The organism is Streptomyces sp. NBC_01217 (assembly GCF_035994185.1).
In the GTDB taxonomy this organism is placed as follows: Bacteria; Actinomycetota; Actinomycetes; order Streptomycetales; family Streptomycetaceae; genus Streptomyces.
Map to the genome: position 1 here is coordinate 8,092,768 of NZ_CP108538.1, position 14,175 is coordinate 8,106,942.

Annotated in this window: 12 protein-coding genes, 1 tRNA gene and 2 pseudogenes; 10 read left to right on the plus strand and 5 right to left on the minus strand. The window is 67.6% G+C overall.

What is annotated here, in order from left to right; translation table 11 throughout:
- Positions 1-153 precede the first annotated feature (153 nt).
- Together OG507_RS36140 and OG507_RS36145 are read left to right on the plus strand one after the other, a co-directional pair.
- Positions 154-1,713 carry an aldehyde dehydrogenase family protein gene (locus OG507_RS36140; protein ID WP_327371310.1) on the plus strand — a complete coding sequence of 520 codons (1,560 nt, stop codon included), beginning with the start codon at positions 154-156 and terminating at the stop codon, positions 1,711-1,713.
- Positions 1,714-1,897: 184 nt separating this feature from the next.
- Positions 1,898-1,982 (plus strand) — tRNA-Leu (locus tag OG507_RS36145).
- A 411-nt stretch (positions 1,983-2,393) separates the two neighbouring features.
- Here OG507_RS36145 and OG507_RS36150 read toward each other — a convergent pair.
- Positions 2,394-3,824, minus strand: coding sequence for a dihydrolipoyl dehydrogenase family protein (locus OG507_RS36150; RefSeq protein ID WP_327371311.1), 1,431 nt, complete (start codon positions 3,822-3,824; stop codon positions 2,394-2,396).
- Positions 3,825-3,901: 77 nt separating this feature from the next.
- Entirely contained in the window at positions 3,902-4,375 is a 474-nt protein-coding gene (locus tag OG507_RS36155) for a VOC family protein (protein WP_327371312.1), read from the minus strand.
- A 471-nt stretch (positions 4,376-4,846) separates the two neighbouring features.
- On the opposite strand from OG507_RS36155, the gene OG507_RS36160 reads away from it, so the two are divergent.
- Together OG507_RS36160 and OG507_RS36165 are read left to right on the plus strand one after the other, a co-directional pair.
- Positions 4,847-5,317, plus strand: a complete 471-nt coding sequence (locus tag OG507_RS36160) for a MarR family winged helix-turn-helix transcriptional regulator (protein ID WP_327371313.1) — start codon at positions 4,847-4,849, stop codon at positions 5,315-5,317.
- Positions 5,318-5,733: 416 nt separating this feature from the next.
- A complete protein-coding gene (locus OG507_RS36165) occupies positions 5,734-6,117 on the plus strand; it encodes a hypothetical protein (protein WP_327371314.1) in 384 nt (127 codons plus the stop codon).
- A gap of 461 nt (positions 6,118-6,578) precedes the next feature.
- Here the strand turns inward: OG507_RS36165 and OG507_RS36170 are convergent, their stop codons facing one another.
- The gene (locus OG507_RS36170) at positions 6,579-7,529 is read right to left on the minus strand and encodes an LLM class flavin-dependent oxidoreductase (protein WP_327371315.1); all 951 of its coding nucleotides are present in this window, start codon (positions 7,527-7,529) and stop codon (positions 6,579-6,581) included.
- A gap of 293 nt (positions 7,530-7,822) precedes the next feature.
- Between OG507_RS36170 and OG507_RS36175 the strand changes: the two genes are divergently transcribed.
- The 4 genes and pseudogenes from OG507_RS36175 to OG507_RS36190 all read left to right on the plus strand — a co-directional run bounded on the left by OG507_RS36175 (position 7,823) and on the right by OG507_RS36190 (position 10,620).
- Positions 7,823-8,110, plus strand: a complete 288-nt coding sequence (locus OG507_RS36175; RefSeq protein WP_327371316.1) for a transposase — start codon at positions 7,823-7,825, stop codon at positions 8,108-8,110.
- A gap of 5 nt (positions 8,111-8,115) precedes the next feature.
- The gene (locus OG507_RS36180; protein ID WP_327371317.1) at positions 8,116-9,018 is read left to right on the plus strand and encodes an IS3 family transposase; all 903 of its coding nucleotides are present in this window, start codon (positions 8,116-8,118) and stop codon (positions 9,016-9,018) included.
- A gap of 32 nt (positions 9,019-9,050) precedes the next feature.
- A pseudogene (locus tag OG507_RS36185) lies at positions 9,051-9,560 on the plus strand (transposase); the annotation flags it as partial.
- 75 nt (positions 9,561-9,635) lie between these two features.
- Positions 9,636-10,620, plus strand: a pseudogene (locus OG507_RS36190) (IS5 family transposase).
- 19 nt (positions 10,621-10,639) lie between these two features.
- On the opposite strand, the gene OG507_RS36195 reads toward OG507_RS36190, so the two are convergent.
- Positions 10,640-11,320, minus strand: coding sequence for a DUF899 family protein (locus tag OG507_RS36195; RefSeq protein WP_327371318.1), 681 nt, complete (start codon positions 11,318-11,320; stop codon positions 10,640-10,642).
- Positions 11,321-11,431: 111 nt separating this feature from the next.
- Positions 11,432-12,256, minus strand: a complete 825-nt coding sequence (locus OG507_RS36200) for an N-formylglutamate amidohydrolase (RefSeq protein WP_327371319.1) — start codon at positions 12,254-12,256, stop codon at positions 11,432-11,434.
- 185 nt (positions 12,257-12,441) lie between these two features.
- Between OG507_RS36200 and OG507_RS36205 the strand changes: the two genes are divergently transcribed.
- Together OG507_RS36205 and OG507_RS36210 are read left to right on the plus strand one after the other, a co-directional pair.
- On the plus strand, positions 12,442-13,005 hold the full coding sequence (locus tag OG507_RS36205) for a histidine phosphatase family protein (RefSeq protein WP_327371320.1): 564 nt from the start codon (positions 12,442-12,444) through the stop codon (positions 13,003-13,005).
- 645 nt (positions 13,006-13,650) lie between these two features.
- Positions 13,651-14,103 carry a transglycosylase SLT domain-containing protein gene (locus OG507_RS36210; protein WP_442811130.1) on the plus strand — a complete coding sequence of 151 codons (453 nt, stop codon included), beginning with the start codon at positions 13,651-13,653 and terminating at the stop codon, positions 14,101-14,103.
- Positions 14,104-14,175 lie beyond the last annotated feature (72 nt).

A 14,175-nucleotide genomic window follows, 5' to 3' on the forward strand; every position in this document is an offset into this window, starting at 1 on the left:
GACCCCCTCTTTCACTCCCTCCGGCGCTTGAGGAGCGGGGGCCCTGGGGCGGAGCCTCCGGTTACGGCCCGCCCCGCACGGCCCCCGCACCCCTTCACACCGCACGCCATCCCGAGCTCCCGCCCCGACTGTGCACCGAGAGCGGAGAACAACATGGCCCCGAAGAACACCCTCGCCCCACCCCTCACCCTCAAACCGGGCACAGCCTGGGCCGACGCCTGGCACCGCTGTCTCGCCACCGCCCCCGAGGCCTTCCGCGACGACCATGTCCTGAACCTCTGGGCGTCCACCTGGCAGCAGGACGGCCGCGTCCTGCCCGCCACCAGCCCCGTGGACGGCAGCCGCATCGCGGGCCCGCCCCGGCTCGACGCCCCCACCGCCCAGAACGCGGTACGCGCCGCGCTCGACCGGCACCGCGCCTGGCGCCACATTCCGCTCCCCGAGCGCCGCGCCCGGGTCGCCGCCACCCTCGACGCACTCGCCGAACACCGCGAGCTGCTCGCCCTCCTCCTGGTCTGGGAGATCGGCAAACCCTGGCGCCTCGCCCAGGCCGACGTCGACCGTGCCATCGACGGCGTGCGCTGGTACGTCGGCAACATCGACCGGATGCTGGAGGCCCGCAACCCGCTTTCCGGCCCGGTCTCCAACATCGCCAGCTGGAACTACCCCATGTCCGTCCTGGTCCACGCGATGCTCGTGCAGGCCCTGGCCGGCAACGCGGTCATCGCCAAGACCCCGACCGACGGAGGCGTCGCCTGCCTCACCCTGGCCTGCGCACTCGCCGCCCGCGAAGGCATCCCGCTCACCCTGGTCAGCGGCAGCGGAAGCGAGCTCTCCGCACCCCTCGTCCGCTCACCGGAGATCGGCTGCGTCTCCTTCGTGGGCGGCCGCGACACCGGCGCCCGTATCGCCACGGAAGTCGCCGACCTCGGCAAACGGCACATCCTGGAGCAGGAGGGGCTCAACACCTGGGGCATCTGGAACCACACGGACTGGGACTCCCTGACCGCCGTGATCCCCAGGCTCTTCGACTACGGCAAGCAGCGCTGCACCGCCTACCCGCGCTTCGTCGTGCAGCGCAGCGCCTTCGACCAGTTCCTCTCGGCCTACCTCCCGGCCGTCCGCTCCCTGCGCATCGGTCATCCACTGGCGGTCGCGGACCCCGCCGACCCGCTCCCCGCCCTGGACTTCGGTCCGCTGATCAACGCGGCCAAGGCCAAGGAACTGTCCGACCAGGTGGCCGAGGCGATCGACCGCGGCGCGGTCCCGCTGCACCGTGGATCGGCGGCCGACGCCCATTTCCTGCCGGGTCAGGACACCAGCGCGTACCTCCACGCGGTCACCCTCCTCAACCCGCCCTCGTCCTCCCCGCTCCACCACGCGGAACCCTTCGGCCCGGTGGACACGATCGTCCTGGTCGACACGGAGGCGGAACTGCTGGCCGCGATGAACGCCTCGAACGGTGCCCTGGTCGCCACGCTCTCGACCGACGACCCGGCAACGTACGCACGGCTCGCCCCGCAGATCCGCGCGTTCAAGACGGGCCACGGCACACCGCGCTCCCGAGGCGACCGCGACGAACTCTTCGGCGGCTTCGGCGCGTCCTGGCGGGGTGCCTTCGTGGGAGGCGAACTGCTGGTCAGGGCGGTGACGGACGGCCCTGCGGGGGAGCGCCTGCCGGGAAACTTCCCGGACTACCACCTGATGCCCTGACCCCTGGGCAGCACCATGCGTAAGTGCGTCGCAGCAGACCGTACACACGCCGGGGCGAGGTGCGCCGGACCGCCCCGACAGCGTCCGGCGCACCGCACTGACCACCGGAAACGCAGGTGAGGGGCACCCCGAACCCCTGGTATTGTTTTCTTTGTCGCCGCGGGAGACCGGGGCCGATCACCTGGTCCGGGTGGCGGAATGGCAGACGCGCTAGCTTGAGGTGCTAGTGCCCTTTATCGGGCGTGGGGGTTCAAGTCCCCCCTCGGACACAACAGCAATTGATGATACGAAGACGAGGGCCTCGACCGTACGGTCGAGGCCCTCGTCTTCGTATCGATGGTGCGCTTCGATGCGGGCACTGACGGCAAACGGCATCAGGGTTCAGAACGAGTGGCCTCGATGCGAGCCCGCAGGTCCTTGAGGTCCGCCTCGGGGGACTCGAAGGTGAACGGACGGACTGCGTGCCGGTCAGCGCCGTGTACGCAGTTGTGCGATCTCCGACCGTCATCAAGTGGCCTTCAACCGGGGCCAATTGCGGCGCACGCGCACTCAGGCGCGCACCGGCCGATATCTGCCGGATGGCTTTCCGGCTCGCCGGCGCCGAGGAACCAGCGCCCGTACGGCGAACCGCAGGAAAGCTGGGCCACCGGTCAGGCCCGGGCGTCCCGCAGTGGCTGCCTTCAGCCTCGGTGGGTCTCCAGCAGCCTCAGCCAGACCTCGCTGATAGTGGGGAAGGCGGGTACGGCGTGCCAGAGCCTGTCGATCGGAACCTCACCCGCGACGGCGATGGTGGCCGAGTGCAGAAGTTCTCCTACACCGGGCCCGGCGAAGGTGACTCCGGCCACGGTGCCACGGTCCAGATCGATGAGCATACGAGCCTGGCCGCGGTATCCCTCGGCGTACTGGTGGGCGCCCGCAACGCGTGCGAGGTCGTAGTCCACCACCTTGATCCGACGCCCGCTCCGCTCCGCCTCGCGGGTGGTCAGGCCGACGGCGGCGACTTCCGGGTGGGTGAAGACCACTTGCGGTACGGCGGCGCCGTCGGCGGTGGCCGCGTGCGCACCCCACCGGGTGTCGTCGACCGGCTCGCCCTTGGCGCGGGCTCCGATGACGGCGCCCGCGATCCGGGCCTGGTACTTGCCCTGGTGGGTCATCAGGGCACGGTGGTTGACGTCGCCGACGGCGTAGAGCCAGCCGTCGGCGACGTCGGTCACTCGGAAGGTGTCGTCCACCTTCAGCCAGTCGCCCGGGGTGAGACCTATCGTCTCCAGCCCCAGATCCCAGGTCCGAGGAGCGCGGCCGGTGGCCAACAGGATCTCGTCCGCCGCCAGATGTCCGCCGTCGGCCAGGGTGATCTCGACCTCGCCGCCCTCGCGCGCCAGGGAGGTTACGGACGTCCCGAACCGGATGTCGACGCCGGCTTCCCGCAGACCGTTGGTCACCAGCTCCCCGGCGAACGGCTCCATCCGCTGCAGCAACGCGTCCTCAAGAACCAGCATGGTCACCTGAGAGCCGAGCGCCTGCCAGGCGGTGGCCATCTCGACGGCCACCACACCGCCGCCGACCACGGCCAGACGTCCGGGGACCTTGTCGGCACTGGTCGCCTCACGGCTCGTCCAGGGGCGAACGGTGTCCAGGCCCGGGATGGGGGGCAGAGCCGCGCTGGTTCCGGTGGAGACGGCTACTGCGTGCCGAGCCGTGAGGGCGACGGTCTCGCCGTCGGGAGTCCGCACACTCACCTTTCGGGGGCCGGTGAGGCGACCGTGGCCGCGGATCAGATCGACGGAGACCGAGTCGAGCCAGTCGACCTGGTCCTCGTCCTTCCAGTACGAGGACATCTTGTCGCGGTGCGCGAGGACCGCCTCGACGTCCAGCGGGCCGGCGACCGCCTGACCCAGTCCGGGCACTCGGCGCGCGTCGGCGCGCGCCACCACCGGCCGCAGCAGCGCTTTGCTCGGGTCGCAGGCCCAGAACGAGCACTCCCCACCGAGCAGTTCACGCTCCACGATCACGGTGCTGAGACCGGCGGCGCGGGCGCGCTCGGCCACGTTCTCACCGACCGGGCCTGCGCCGATGACGATCACGTCGTAGGTGCGGGTGGGTTCGTTCATTGCTGCTCCGTGGGGGGCGAGGTGGTAACGGTCCGGGCTGGTCATGGCAGTTACGCCGTTGGTTGGTTGATGTGGTGTCAGCGGCCGGGGGCGCGCTGCGTCACTTCCTGGAGCACCCAGCCGTTGCCGTCGGGGTCGCTGAAAGTGAGGTAGGAGCCGTAGGAGGCGCGCTCGGGGTGGGGGCCGGCCAGTCGTTCCTGGCCTGTGCCGTGGTGAACGGCGCTTCCGGATTCGTGGCCGTGGTGGAGGAGTCCTCCGGCGTCGTGGAACACCTCGCTCACATCGATGCCACGGCCGGTGAGCTCGGCGTGGGCCTCTTCGATGTCGGTGACGACGAGGTACAGGCTCTGGGTCGTGCCGGGGGCGACGGAGGTCATTCCCTCGCCGAAGATGATCGAGCACTCGGAGCCGGGCGGCGTGAAGTGGACCGCCCGGAAGTCGTCACTGGCTGTGTGGTCGACGTCCAGGCGGAACCCCACCGCCTCGTAGAAGGCTTTGGTCCGGTCGATGTCGGAGACGGGCAGCACGATCATTTCGAGTTTCAGATCCATGGGGATGTCCTTGTTTCTTGATGCCGGTGAAATTCGCACATCTGTGCGTCACGGTTCAAACAGGCGATCACGGCGGTCGGGGCGAGATGTGTGGCCCTGGTGTGCCGTGGTGGACCGGGACGGGCGGTGGAGTGGCTCATCCTGCGGTTCGACCTGACAGGAACCTATCCGACACTTAACTCGTGCACAAGTAAAATTGAGGCACTGAGAGTGTGGCAAAGGGAACAGTCGGCGGGGTGGCCTGGCCGGTCACTGGGGCCGGGGGTCGCCGCCCGGGACGTGGAGCGATTGTGCCCCCTGGGTCGATGGGGTGCCGGAACCCTGAGTTCCTGAGGGGCGGTGAGTGCCTTGAGGGTCGTCGCAAAGCGACGGATGGCCTCATCTATTAAGTGTGCACAATATAATGTTGAGCATGTAAGTTTTGGGATATGCTAACTATGCGTGAAAGATCTGCGCGGAGGAGGAGTCGTGATGAGCGAGATCGAGACGGGTGCCGGGCAGGGTGACGCGGCTGCGGCCAGCCTTCTCCTCAAGGATCAGATGTGCTTCGCCCTGTACGCGGCGCAGCGCGCGGTGACCAGTCGCTACCGCCCGCTGCTGGAGGAGCTCAACCTGACCTATCCCCAGTACCTGGTGATGCTGGTGCTGTGGGAGCACGGCGCCCTTCCCATCAAGACCCTGGGTTCGCATCTGCAGCTCGACTACGGCACCTTGACCCCGCTGCTCAAGCGCCTGCAGGCTCACGGGTTCATCCGGCGTGAGCGCCAGGCGAGCGATGAGCGCTCGGTGCAGATCACTCTCACCGAGCAGGGGACCGAGCTCCGCGAGCGCGCTCGCGCCGTCCCCGCCGCCATCGGGGACGCCGTCGGTCTGAGCTCTCGGGAGATCGCGGATGTCAAGTCCCTCCTTGAGCGCCTGACGGCCAGCATCTCCGCAGCCTGACCCGGTTACTGCCCCGCCGCTGATCTGTGCGCCCACCGCATATGGCACCGGTCCGCCATCTGCGCTTCACACTCCGGCACCGGCCGGGGCCGTGAGGTTCGGCGTAGCTGCCGCTGCCGTGGCCGGGCTGCGCGCCTCACGGGGCGCCGACCATGTTCGCTCACCGGTCGCCCAGTGGCGAGGGCGACCCAATTGCCCCTTTTTTGTGGATTCGGTGGGGCAGGTCACAGGGAGCGCTTCCGCCCCGCCGAGGCGCTGGTCAGGTGCGTTGTACTCGTGATCCATCACCTTGTGTACGAACGCATCGCACGCCTATAGCTTGTGCACGATGTAATTTCGCTCTAGGGTTTTTGGTATGGCGCCGGACAGTCCGCATCCCGGAGCCGTCAATGCTGTATCCGACAGGGAGATCACCGATGAACCGCAAGCTCAAGAGCCACTCTTTCCGGGCATACGCCGCCCTCGGGAGCGCCGCCGGTGCGGCGGCGCTGGCCCTGATGGTCACCACACCGGCCGGCGCCACCACGGCGACCGAGATCGAGTCTCACCGCCCGGCCGGCAAGCCGCCGGTGGTGCTGGTGCACGGCTCCTTCGTGGACTCCTCCAGCCGGAACGGCGTCGTCAAGGATCTGAAGCGCTCTGGCATTGCGGTCATCGCGCCCGCCGACCCACTGCGGGGCTGCTGCACGGCAACGCCGCGGGATCAGCGGCTGACCACCGGAGAGTCGGAACACCCGGCCCGGTTGCGGCGGGAGATGAACCGGCTGCACCGGGTGAACGAGGTGCAGCGCACCCGCTGAGGGGAGCCGCGCATACTTATCCGTCCCCGGGACGCCACCGAACGACAGGACTGCTCGCCGCCCATGACCTCGGCCGGCTGCTGCACCTCACCTTCGACGCGCAGCGTCGCGCAGCCCCGGACGGCCTGGCGCCCGCCGAGCGTGGCCGACTGATGCCCATCGACGAAGGAGCATGACGGCTGAGACTCCGTCATCCGCCCATCCGTTCCGCGATGGTGGAGAACTCCATGAGCAGCGAGCGGCGCCCGGTGCATGCGTCACTCGCCCCGGTCCTGGTGGATCAACCCGGGCGCCGGGCCTGGCATATGGGCGAGGCGGCTGTGGAGCCGGGCGAGAACGTGCCCACCCTGCTGAAGCATGCGGCGCGGATCACGTGGGACCACGGTCCAGTCAAGCCCTTGAGGTGGGAGGTGCGGAGCGCCCGGTCGACACCGGCAGATGCTCCGTCGCCGCCACCTGAACTACGGCTTGTCGTCCCCGAATGCCACCCCAAGCTCCGGAATGACCTCCGAAGCCAACCGCTCGGCATGTTCGGCCGGTGCGAACAGCGGCGTGAACAGGATGAGTTCCGCGCCGGCAGTGATGACCTCACGCAGCTTGCGCGCACAGTCCATCGGAGTTCCCGCGATCGCGGCAGCCTCGGTCTCGGGTGACCTCTTCATGTACAGCGCGGTCAGCTCGGCGTTGATCCGGTCGCGGGCCCGCTGGGCGTCGTCGTCCACCGCGATGTAGACGCGCTTGGCGATCGCGAAGTCATTTGCCGGCCTGTCGGACTCGGCCAGTGCCTGCCGCACGATCTGGACCTGCTCGGCGAACTTCGCGGTCGGGACCTGGCCCGCGCCGAAGAAGCCGCTGAACAGGCCGGGGCTCATCACGGCACGTCGCAGCGCGGTGCGCCCGCTCCCGCCGAACCACAACCGGGGATTGGGCTTCTGGAAAGGTTTCGGTTCCATCGCAGCGTCGGTCAACTGCCAGAATTCGCCGGAGAGGTCGACTCGGGAATCGCGCCACAGGCGTGTCATCACCTCGATGCCCTCGTAGAAGCGGGCGACGTAGCGCTCCGGGTCGACGCCGAAGGCTGCGAAAGGCCGTTGCTTGCCGCCCGTACCGAAGCCGACCTCGATCCTGCCTCGGCTGATCTGGTCCAGCGAGCCGATGCTTTTCGCCAGGTGCACAGGGCTGTGCAGCGTGGACACGAAGACGACGCATCCGAGACGGAGGCGCTCGGTGCACGCGGCGGCATAGGTCATGGTCTCGATCGGTCCGAGCTGCGGCCTCGAACCCAGTGTCTGTTCCTGTGTCCAGGCACTGTCGAAGCCCAACTGCTCCACACGTGTGAGGTAGGTGCGGAAGGCTGCTGGATCGAACTCGCCATCTGCGTAGAACTGCGGGATGGAGATCGCGAATCGCACACGCGCATCTTACGACCTTGAGGGAAATAGTGATCGTCCCGGTCGGGCCGTGACATGAGAAGGACCGCACGGGTTAGGTGAGTTGTGAAGCTTTCCTGGGCCCGTGCGGTCTGTTCCCATCCTGCCCTGTCTGGTGTCTCCCGCGCACATTTCGGCGAGTTGCTCACCGAACTCGCCGGACCGTGGGAAGCTGCCCGCCAGTCTGTGAAGTTCCACCGTTGATCTGGACAGACTGATACTGGGACGGATGGGTCCCGGAGGAAGCAGTCCAGGTAGTGAGTAGCAAGAGCAGCATGAGCAAGCGGTATACCGCCGAGTTCAAGCGCGATGCCGTGGAGCTGGCGCTGGCCTCCGGCAAGACCGTTACCGAGGTCGCCCGGGACCTCGGAGTGAGCCCCGAGAGTCTGCGTGGCTGGGTCAAGCAGGCCAAGGCCGACCGGGGCCAGGGCCCCGAGGGTGCTCTGACCAGCGACGAGAAGGAAGAACTGCGGCGGCTGCGGCGGGAGAACCGGGAACAGCAGCAGACGATCGAGATCTTGAAAAAAGGTCTGGCCTTCTTCGCGAAGGGCACGATGAAGTAGGCCAATTGTGCCGCTTCATCGACGCGGAGAAGGCCGCCGAGGACAACCCCGGCGGCTACAGCGTCAGTCTGCTGTGCCGGGTCGCGGGCGTGAGCCGCTCCACCTGCTGCTCCTGGCTCGCCGCTCGGCCGGCGGTCGCCGGGCGTCGGCGTGTGGAGGACGAACTCGCGGTGGAGATAGGGGAGATCCACGCCGCTTCGCGCGGCGCGTACGGTGCCCCGCGCGTCCACGCCGCGCTGCGGCGAGGGGGCCGTGCGATCAGCCGGAAGAAGGTCGGGCGGATCATGCGCGAGCGTGACATCCGTGGCGTCACCCGCCGCAAGCGCCGCCATCTGACGAAGCAGGACACCAGGGCCGCCCCGGCCCCGGACCTGATCGGCCGCGACTTCACCGCGGCCGTACCCGGCACGAAGCTTGTCGGGGACATCACGTACCTGCCGACGATCGAGGGCTGGTGGTATCTGGCGACGGTCATCGACCTGGCGACACGCGAGGTGATCGGGTACGCGATGGCCGACCATCACCGCGCCGGGCTGGTCACCGACGCACTGCGGATGGCTGCGGCCCTCGGCGGCCTGCAGCCTGACTGCATCATGCACGCCGATCGCGGCAGCGAGTACACGGGCAGCGAATTCCGCCGTGAAATAAGGAAGTTGAACCTGAGGCAGAGCATGGGGCGAACCGGTATATGTTATGATAATGCCGCAGCCGAGAGCTTTTTCGGACTGCTGAAAGCGGAGATCGGCACCACGGTCTGGGAGAGCCGCGAAGCGGCCCGCGCCGACGTCTTCCGCTTCATCGAGGTCGAGTACAACCGCACCAGGCTCCGCAAACACCCCGAGTTCGGGTACCTCACCCCACTCGAAACCCGAGCCAGGCTGCAACAAGACTTCACCCCCGCAGCGTAAGCAACCGCTGTCCACGATCAGGGTGGAACTTCACACTGGTGCCCACCCGCGATCACACCATCGCCGAGCAGTCGAAGAACTACCGCTATTCCACGGCACATCAGGTGGTCATCGACGCTGACACTCGCCTGGTCGTCGTAGTCGGCCGGCCATTGCCGGGCAACCGGCACGACTCCCGCGGCTGGGAGGAATCCGGTGCTAAGGCCGCCGTCGGCAACACGATGACGATCGCCGACGGCGGCTACCAGGGCACCGGGCTGGTCATCCCGCACCGCCGCCGCAAAGGCGAAGAGCTTCCGGACTGGAAGAAGCAGCACAATCGCTCCCATAAGCAGGTTCGCGCCCGCGTCGAGCACACCTTCGCCCGGATGAAGGGCTGGAAGATCCTGCGCGATTGCCGACTCAAGGGTGACGGAGTCCATCACGCCATGCTCGGCATTGCCCGTCTGCACAACCTCACCCTCGCTGGACAGGCGGGAGGGCCGCACGGCAGCTGGCCCCACTCCCGCCAACTCCAAGATCAGTTACGGGACAACCCTTAGGTCCTGTACGGAGTTCAGATCACGGTTCGGGCAATCCGCAGCGCGGAACCGTGTGCGCTTGATAGGCCATCAGGTATGGCACGTGGCGATGTGACCGATGAGCAGTGGTCCCTGATTGAGCCCCACCTCCCGCTGGGAGTATCCGGACCCATACCTGACCTGCGAAAACACTTCAACGCGACGATGTGGCGGTTCCGCGCCGGCAGCCCCTGGCGAGACGTGCCTGCCGAGTACGGTCCGTGGTCGAGCGTCTACGACCGCTTCCGTATCTGGACGCGCGAGGGCGTCTTCCAGCACCTGATGGAGACGGTCATCGGTTATGCCGCAGAACGCGGTGAGGCAGACCTGTCGCTGGTCAGCGTGGACTCTGCTACCTCCCGCGCTCACCACCACGCCGCCGGGATGGTTCTGGACGAAGAGCAGTTGGAAGCGCTGGTGGAGGCCGCAGAGTCCGAAAAGGGGGCGGGAAGAAGGGACGGGAGCCGCAATACGATCAGGACGGGGACCCGGAACGAGCCGAGCGGCAGCGGTTGCGGCGACGCCGCCGGGCCCGTTTGAAGGCTGCTGAGCTCGGTCGTTCCCGGGGCGGGCTGACCAGCAAGGTGCACTTGTCAGCCGAACGGCGCTGCCGTCCACTGTCGTTCGTCCTCACCCCCGGCCAGGCCGGTGACAGCCCGCAGTTCGCGCGGGTCGTGGACAAGATCAAGGTCCGTGGCAGGAGGGGCCGGCCCCGCACCCGCCCGGACGCGGTCGCCGGCGACAAGGCGTACTCCTCCCGCCGCAACCGCGCCTACCTGCGCAAACGCCAAATCCGGGCGGTGATCCCGGAGAAGGCGGACCAGACGGCCAACCGCAAAAGAAGGGCTCGCGCGGAGGCCGCCCCGTCAGTCACGACGCCGAGCTGTACAAGGACCGCAACACGGTCGAGCGGTGCATCAACCGGCTGCGCAACTGGCGCGGGATCGCCACCCGCTACGACAAGACTCCCGAGAGCTACCTGGCCGGACTCCACCTGTGCGGCACGATGCTGTGGCTACGCAGCATCACCCGACGAGCATGATCTGAACTCCGTACAGGACCTAGTAGCGCAGTTCTGCGAACCAGTTGTCCCGGCCTTGGCTGGTGAGGTCGAGGATGTGCCATACCGGGCTGAGCAGGTCGATGCCGCGTTGGTCGATGTCGTCGGACATCCGGGGGTGTGCCGAGTAGAAGTGGCGTACCGAGCCGTTGCTGTCGCGGGTGAACACCGACACCGTCGAGTCCTGGTTGCCCTCGGCGTCCTCGCTGCCGAGGTCGTATTTGAAGGTGCCGGCCCCGGCACTGAGCAGCCGCAGGTTCTCCCACTGCCGGTCCCGTGCGTGCGCGCGGAGTGTGGGCAGGTCGGCCGCGGCCACAATCGCGAAGTCGACGTTCTGCGCGACGTGGTGGGCGATTCCGTTGAACCCGTCGATCCACATCGTGCACATGGGACAAGGCTGGGTCTGCTGCTTGCCGTACATGAAGTGATAGACGACGAGGTCGCGCCCGGGCCGGGTGAACAGCTCGCTCAGTCGCACGGTCTGCACCGGCGCATCGTCCGCGTGGAGATCCGCGGGACCTTCCTCGAATGCGTAGTCGTCGACGACGGGCCCCAGCGGCAGTCGGCGGCGCAGGTCAGCGACGCGTTCGCGGTGGCGCATCAGCTCGATCTCGGCCAGGCGCAGCTCCTCGCGGGCGCTGACGTGTTCGGCCGACTCCCCGACGAGATTGGTCAGACGCATCGCTACCTCCTTGAGGGACTGGCACGGAGCTGCCGCCCTGGTCACCATTGTCTGGTCCCGCACGGGGGCTCGCGAGGCGGCGGTGTCGTAGTGAAAGGCATGGGCCGGGTGTCACGACCGTGCATCCTGTTCGCTCGCACCGGACAGCGCGCCGACCAGGGTGGCCAGCGCCGACGCCAGCGCGGTCAATCGGGTGGGGTGGGCGGGGCCTCCCGGCTCGGGCATGTACACGTTCCGGCGGATTTCGATCATCAACGCGCTGACACGCGGGTCCACGCCGTAATGCTTCAGCGGTACGTACGTACCGGCGAACGGGCTGTTGATGCCCGTGCCCCCGAAACCGGCGAACGCCTCCTCGGCCCGGGCCAGCAGGTCCGGCGGTGTGTGAAAGACGTCGGTGCCGAGGCAGATCGGTGGGCGTGGTCCGGTGCCATGGAGTTCGTAGGGAAGCGGAGCCGACGGATAGGAGTGGACGTCGATGACGACCGCGCGTCCGGTGGCCGCCAGACGTTCGTCGACAGCGGCGGTCATTGCTGCCGCGTACGGGTGGAAGTAGTGGTCGATCAACGGCTGCGGATCCACGTCCGGTGAGCGAAGCGGCTCGCGGTGCGTGGTCTGCGTGTAGACCGCGCCCATGCCGACGGCCAGCATCTCCTCGCGATCGTCGGGGAACCGTTCGGGATCGATGACGAGTCGCGACAGACCGTTGACGAATCGCCACGGCGTGAGAGGCGCGGCCGTAGCCGCCTCGGCGGCCAACTCGGCCGTATGGGAGTCCGTGATGTGGTCGAGTTCGAGATCCAGAGCCTCGTCGTCCAGCTTGATCCCGGCGCGTACATGGTCGGGGACGACACGTGCCGAGTGCGGTACGTGCAGCAGGACCGGTGACGCGGGCGCGCCGGGCAGGAGGTGGAACGGCGGGAGGGCGTGGCCCATGGGGAGGTTCCTTCGGCGTGACGCAGGTCCGGGACATGGTCGGGGTGGAGTGCCGGTCGTGCAGTCTCCCGCCCTACTACGCGATTGTCTGCCAAGGGTGTTGTGGGGCCTGCTGGAGACGGAGAAGTTCCCCGATCCGACGGATGTCCCCTCGCCGAGGCGCTTGATCCCGAAGGAGTCCGCGCATGTCCATTCAGATCGTGTACGAGACCCACGCCACCACGGTCGACAACGAGGCGGGGATCGCCACCGGTTGGCTGCCGGGCACACTCTCGGCGACCGGCCGCCTACAGGCCCGCGAACTCGGCCGCCGCCGCGACGACGGCATTGTCGCAGTCTTCACCTCCGATCTGGACCGCGCCGTGGAGACCGCGCAGATCGCCTTCGCCGACACCTCGCTGCCCATCCACCAGGACCCCCGACTGCGTGAATGCAACTACGGAGAGTTCAACGGCCGGTCGGTGGCCTTCGTGGAGGTGCGGCGGGCCCGGCACATCGATGAACCTTTCCCCGGTGGCCAGAGCTACCGCGACGTCCAGGCCGCCACCGATGACTTCCTGCGTGACCTCGCTGCCGACCGGGACGGAACTCGAGTCCTCGTGATCGCGCACTCCGCCAACCGCTGGGCGTTGGACTGTCTGCTCACCGGCGCCCACTGGCAAGCGCTCGTCGGGGCCTCCTCCCCGTGGCAGCCCGGATGGGAATACACACTCCCCACGCCCTGGCGCGTGGCCGGTCCATCTCGGTGACTCTTCCCGGCGTGGCGCACCAGGTGTCGTTCGTGGGCGGTCGTCCACGGCCCGCAGCGTGAGGCCGGGCCACCCCGCCGGGGGGCCGATCCGCAGGCGGCGGAGGAGGATCCCGCCCGCTGATCAGCGTGCGGAGGTCCGTTCGCCCATGCCTCACGACCGTCGGCGGGAGCCCCGCCCCGTAATCGGCGCATTCCCGCGGCCGTGCCGCGCTGAATCAGCCCCGGTACATACCGTCGGCAGACGTCAGGCCCCGGCCATCGATTCTCAATCACCGGCCAGGATTCCCCGCCGACGAGCGCCGGCATTCCACCGCATCGCCATGAATGCGGAGTGCTTTTATTGCATTACGGTGAGTGAATTGAATGCCCTAGTTGTGACGTGGGTCGCATGACGTGTGTCACTCTTATGCCGAATTGAGGCATTTGCCGTGTGGGGTGGGCCATATGGCGGCCGTCACTCTGAAGCCGAATAGTAGACCATCGAGGCCCGCTCCCCGGCCGTGAAGCCACATTTCCATCATTTCCTGCACCCAGTACTAATCGCAGTAGTAAGAGGTGGTCATTGACCCGGGATTCCCTTCCGATTAACAATTCTTGGCATCACCCTCGACAGGACAGGAATTACCACGTGCAGATCACCGCGATGCCCAAGAAGTTCGCCCGCATGACCAGGACCAAGAAGATCTCGCTGGGCATGATCGCAGCCGGCGCCGCTGTCATGGCCGGCACCGTCGTCAGCGCCCCGGCCGCCTCGGCCGCCGCCCCCGCCCAGTCCGGCGGCAACGTCGACGCCTGGATCAAGCAGTCGCTGAAGGTCATGCACGAGAAGGGCATCCCGGGCACCTACGAGGGCATCCGCAAGAACCTGATGCGCGAGTCCTCCGGCAACCCCAGCGCCATCAACAACTGGGACTCCAACGCCATGAAGGGCATCCCGTCCAAGGGCCTGATGCAGGTCATCGACCCCACCTTCAACGCGTACCACGTCGCCGGCACCTCGACGAACATCTACGACCCGGTCGCCAACATCACGGCCTCCGCCAACTATGCCGCGCACCGCTACGGCTCGATCGACAACGTCAACTCGGCCTACTGATCAGGCCCGACGAAGCACCACGGTCGCCCAGCACGTCCCGGGCGACCAGCGCCCCGACAAGACCCGCCGGGC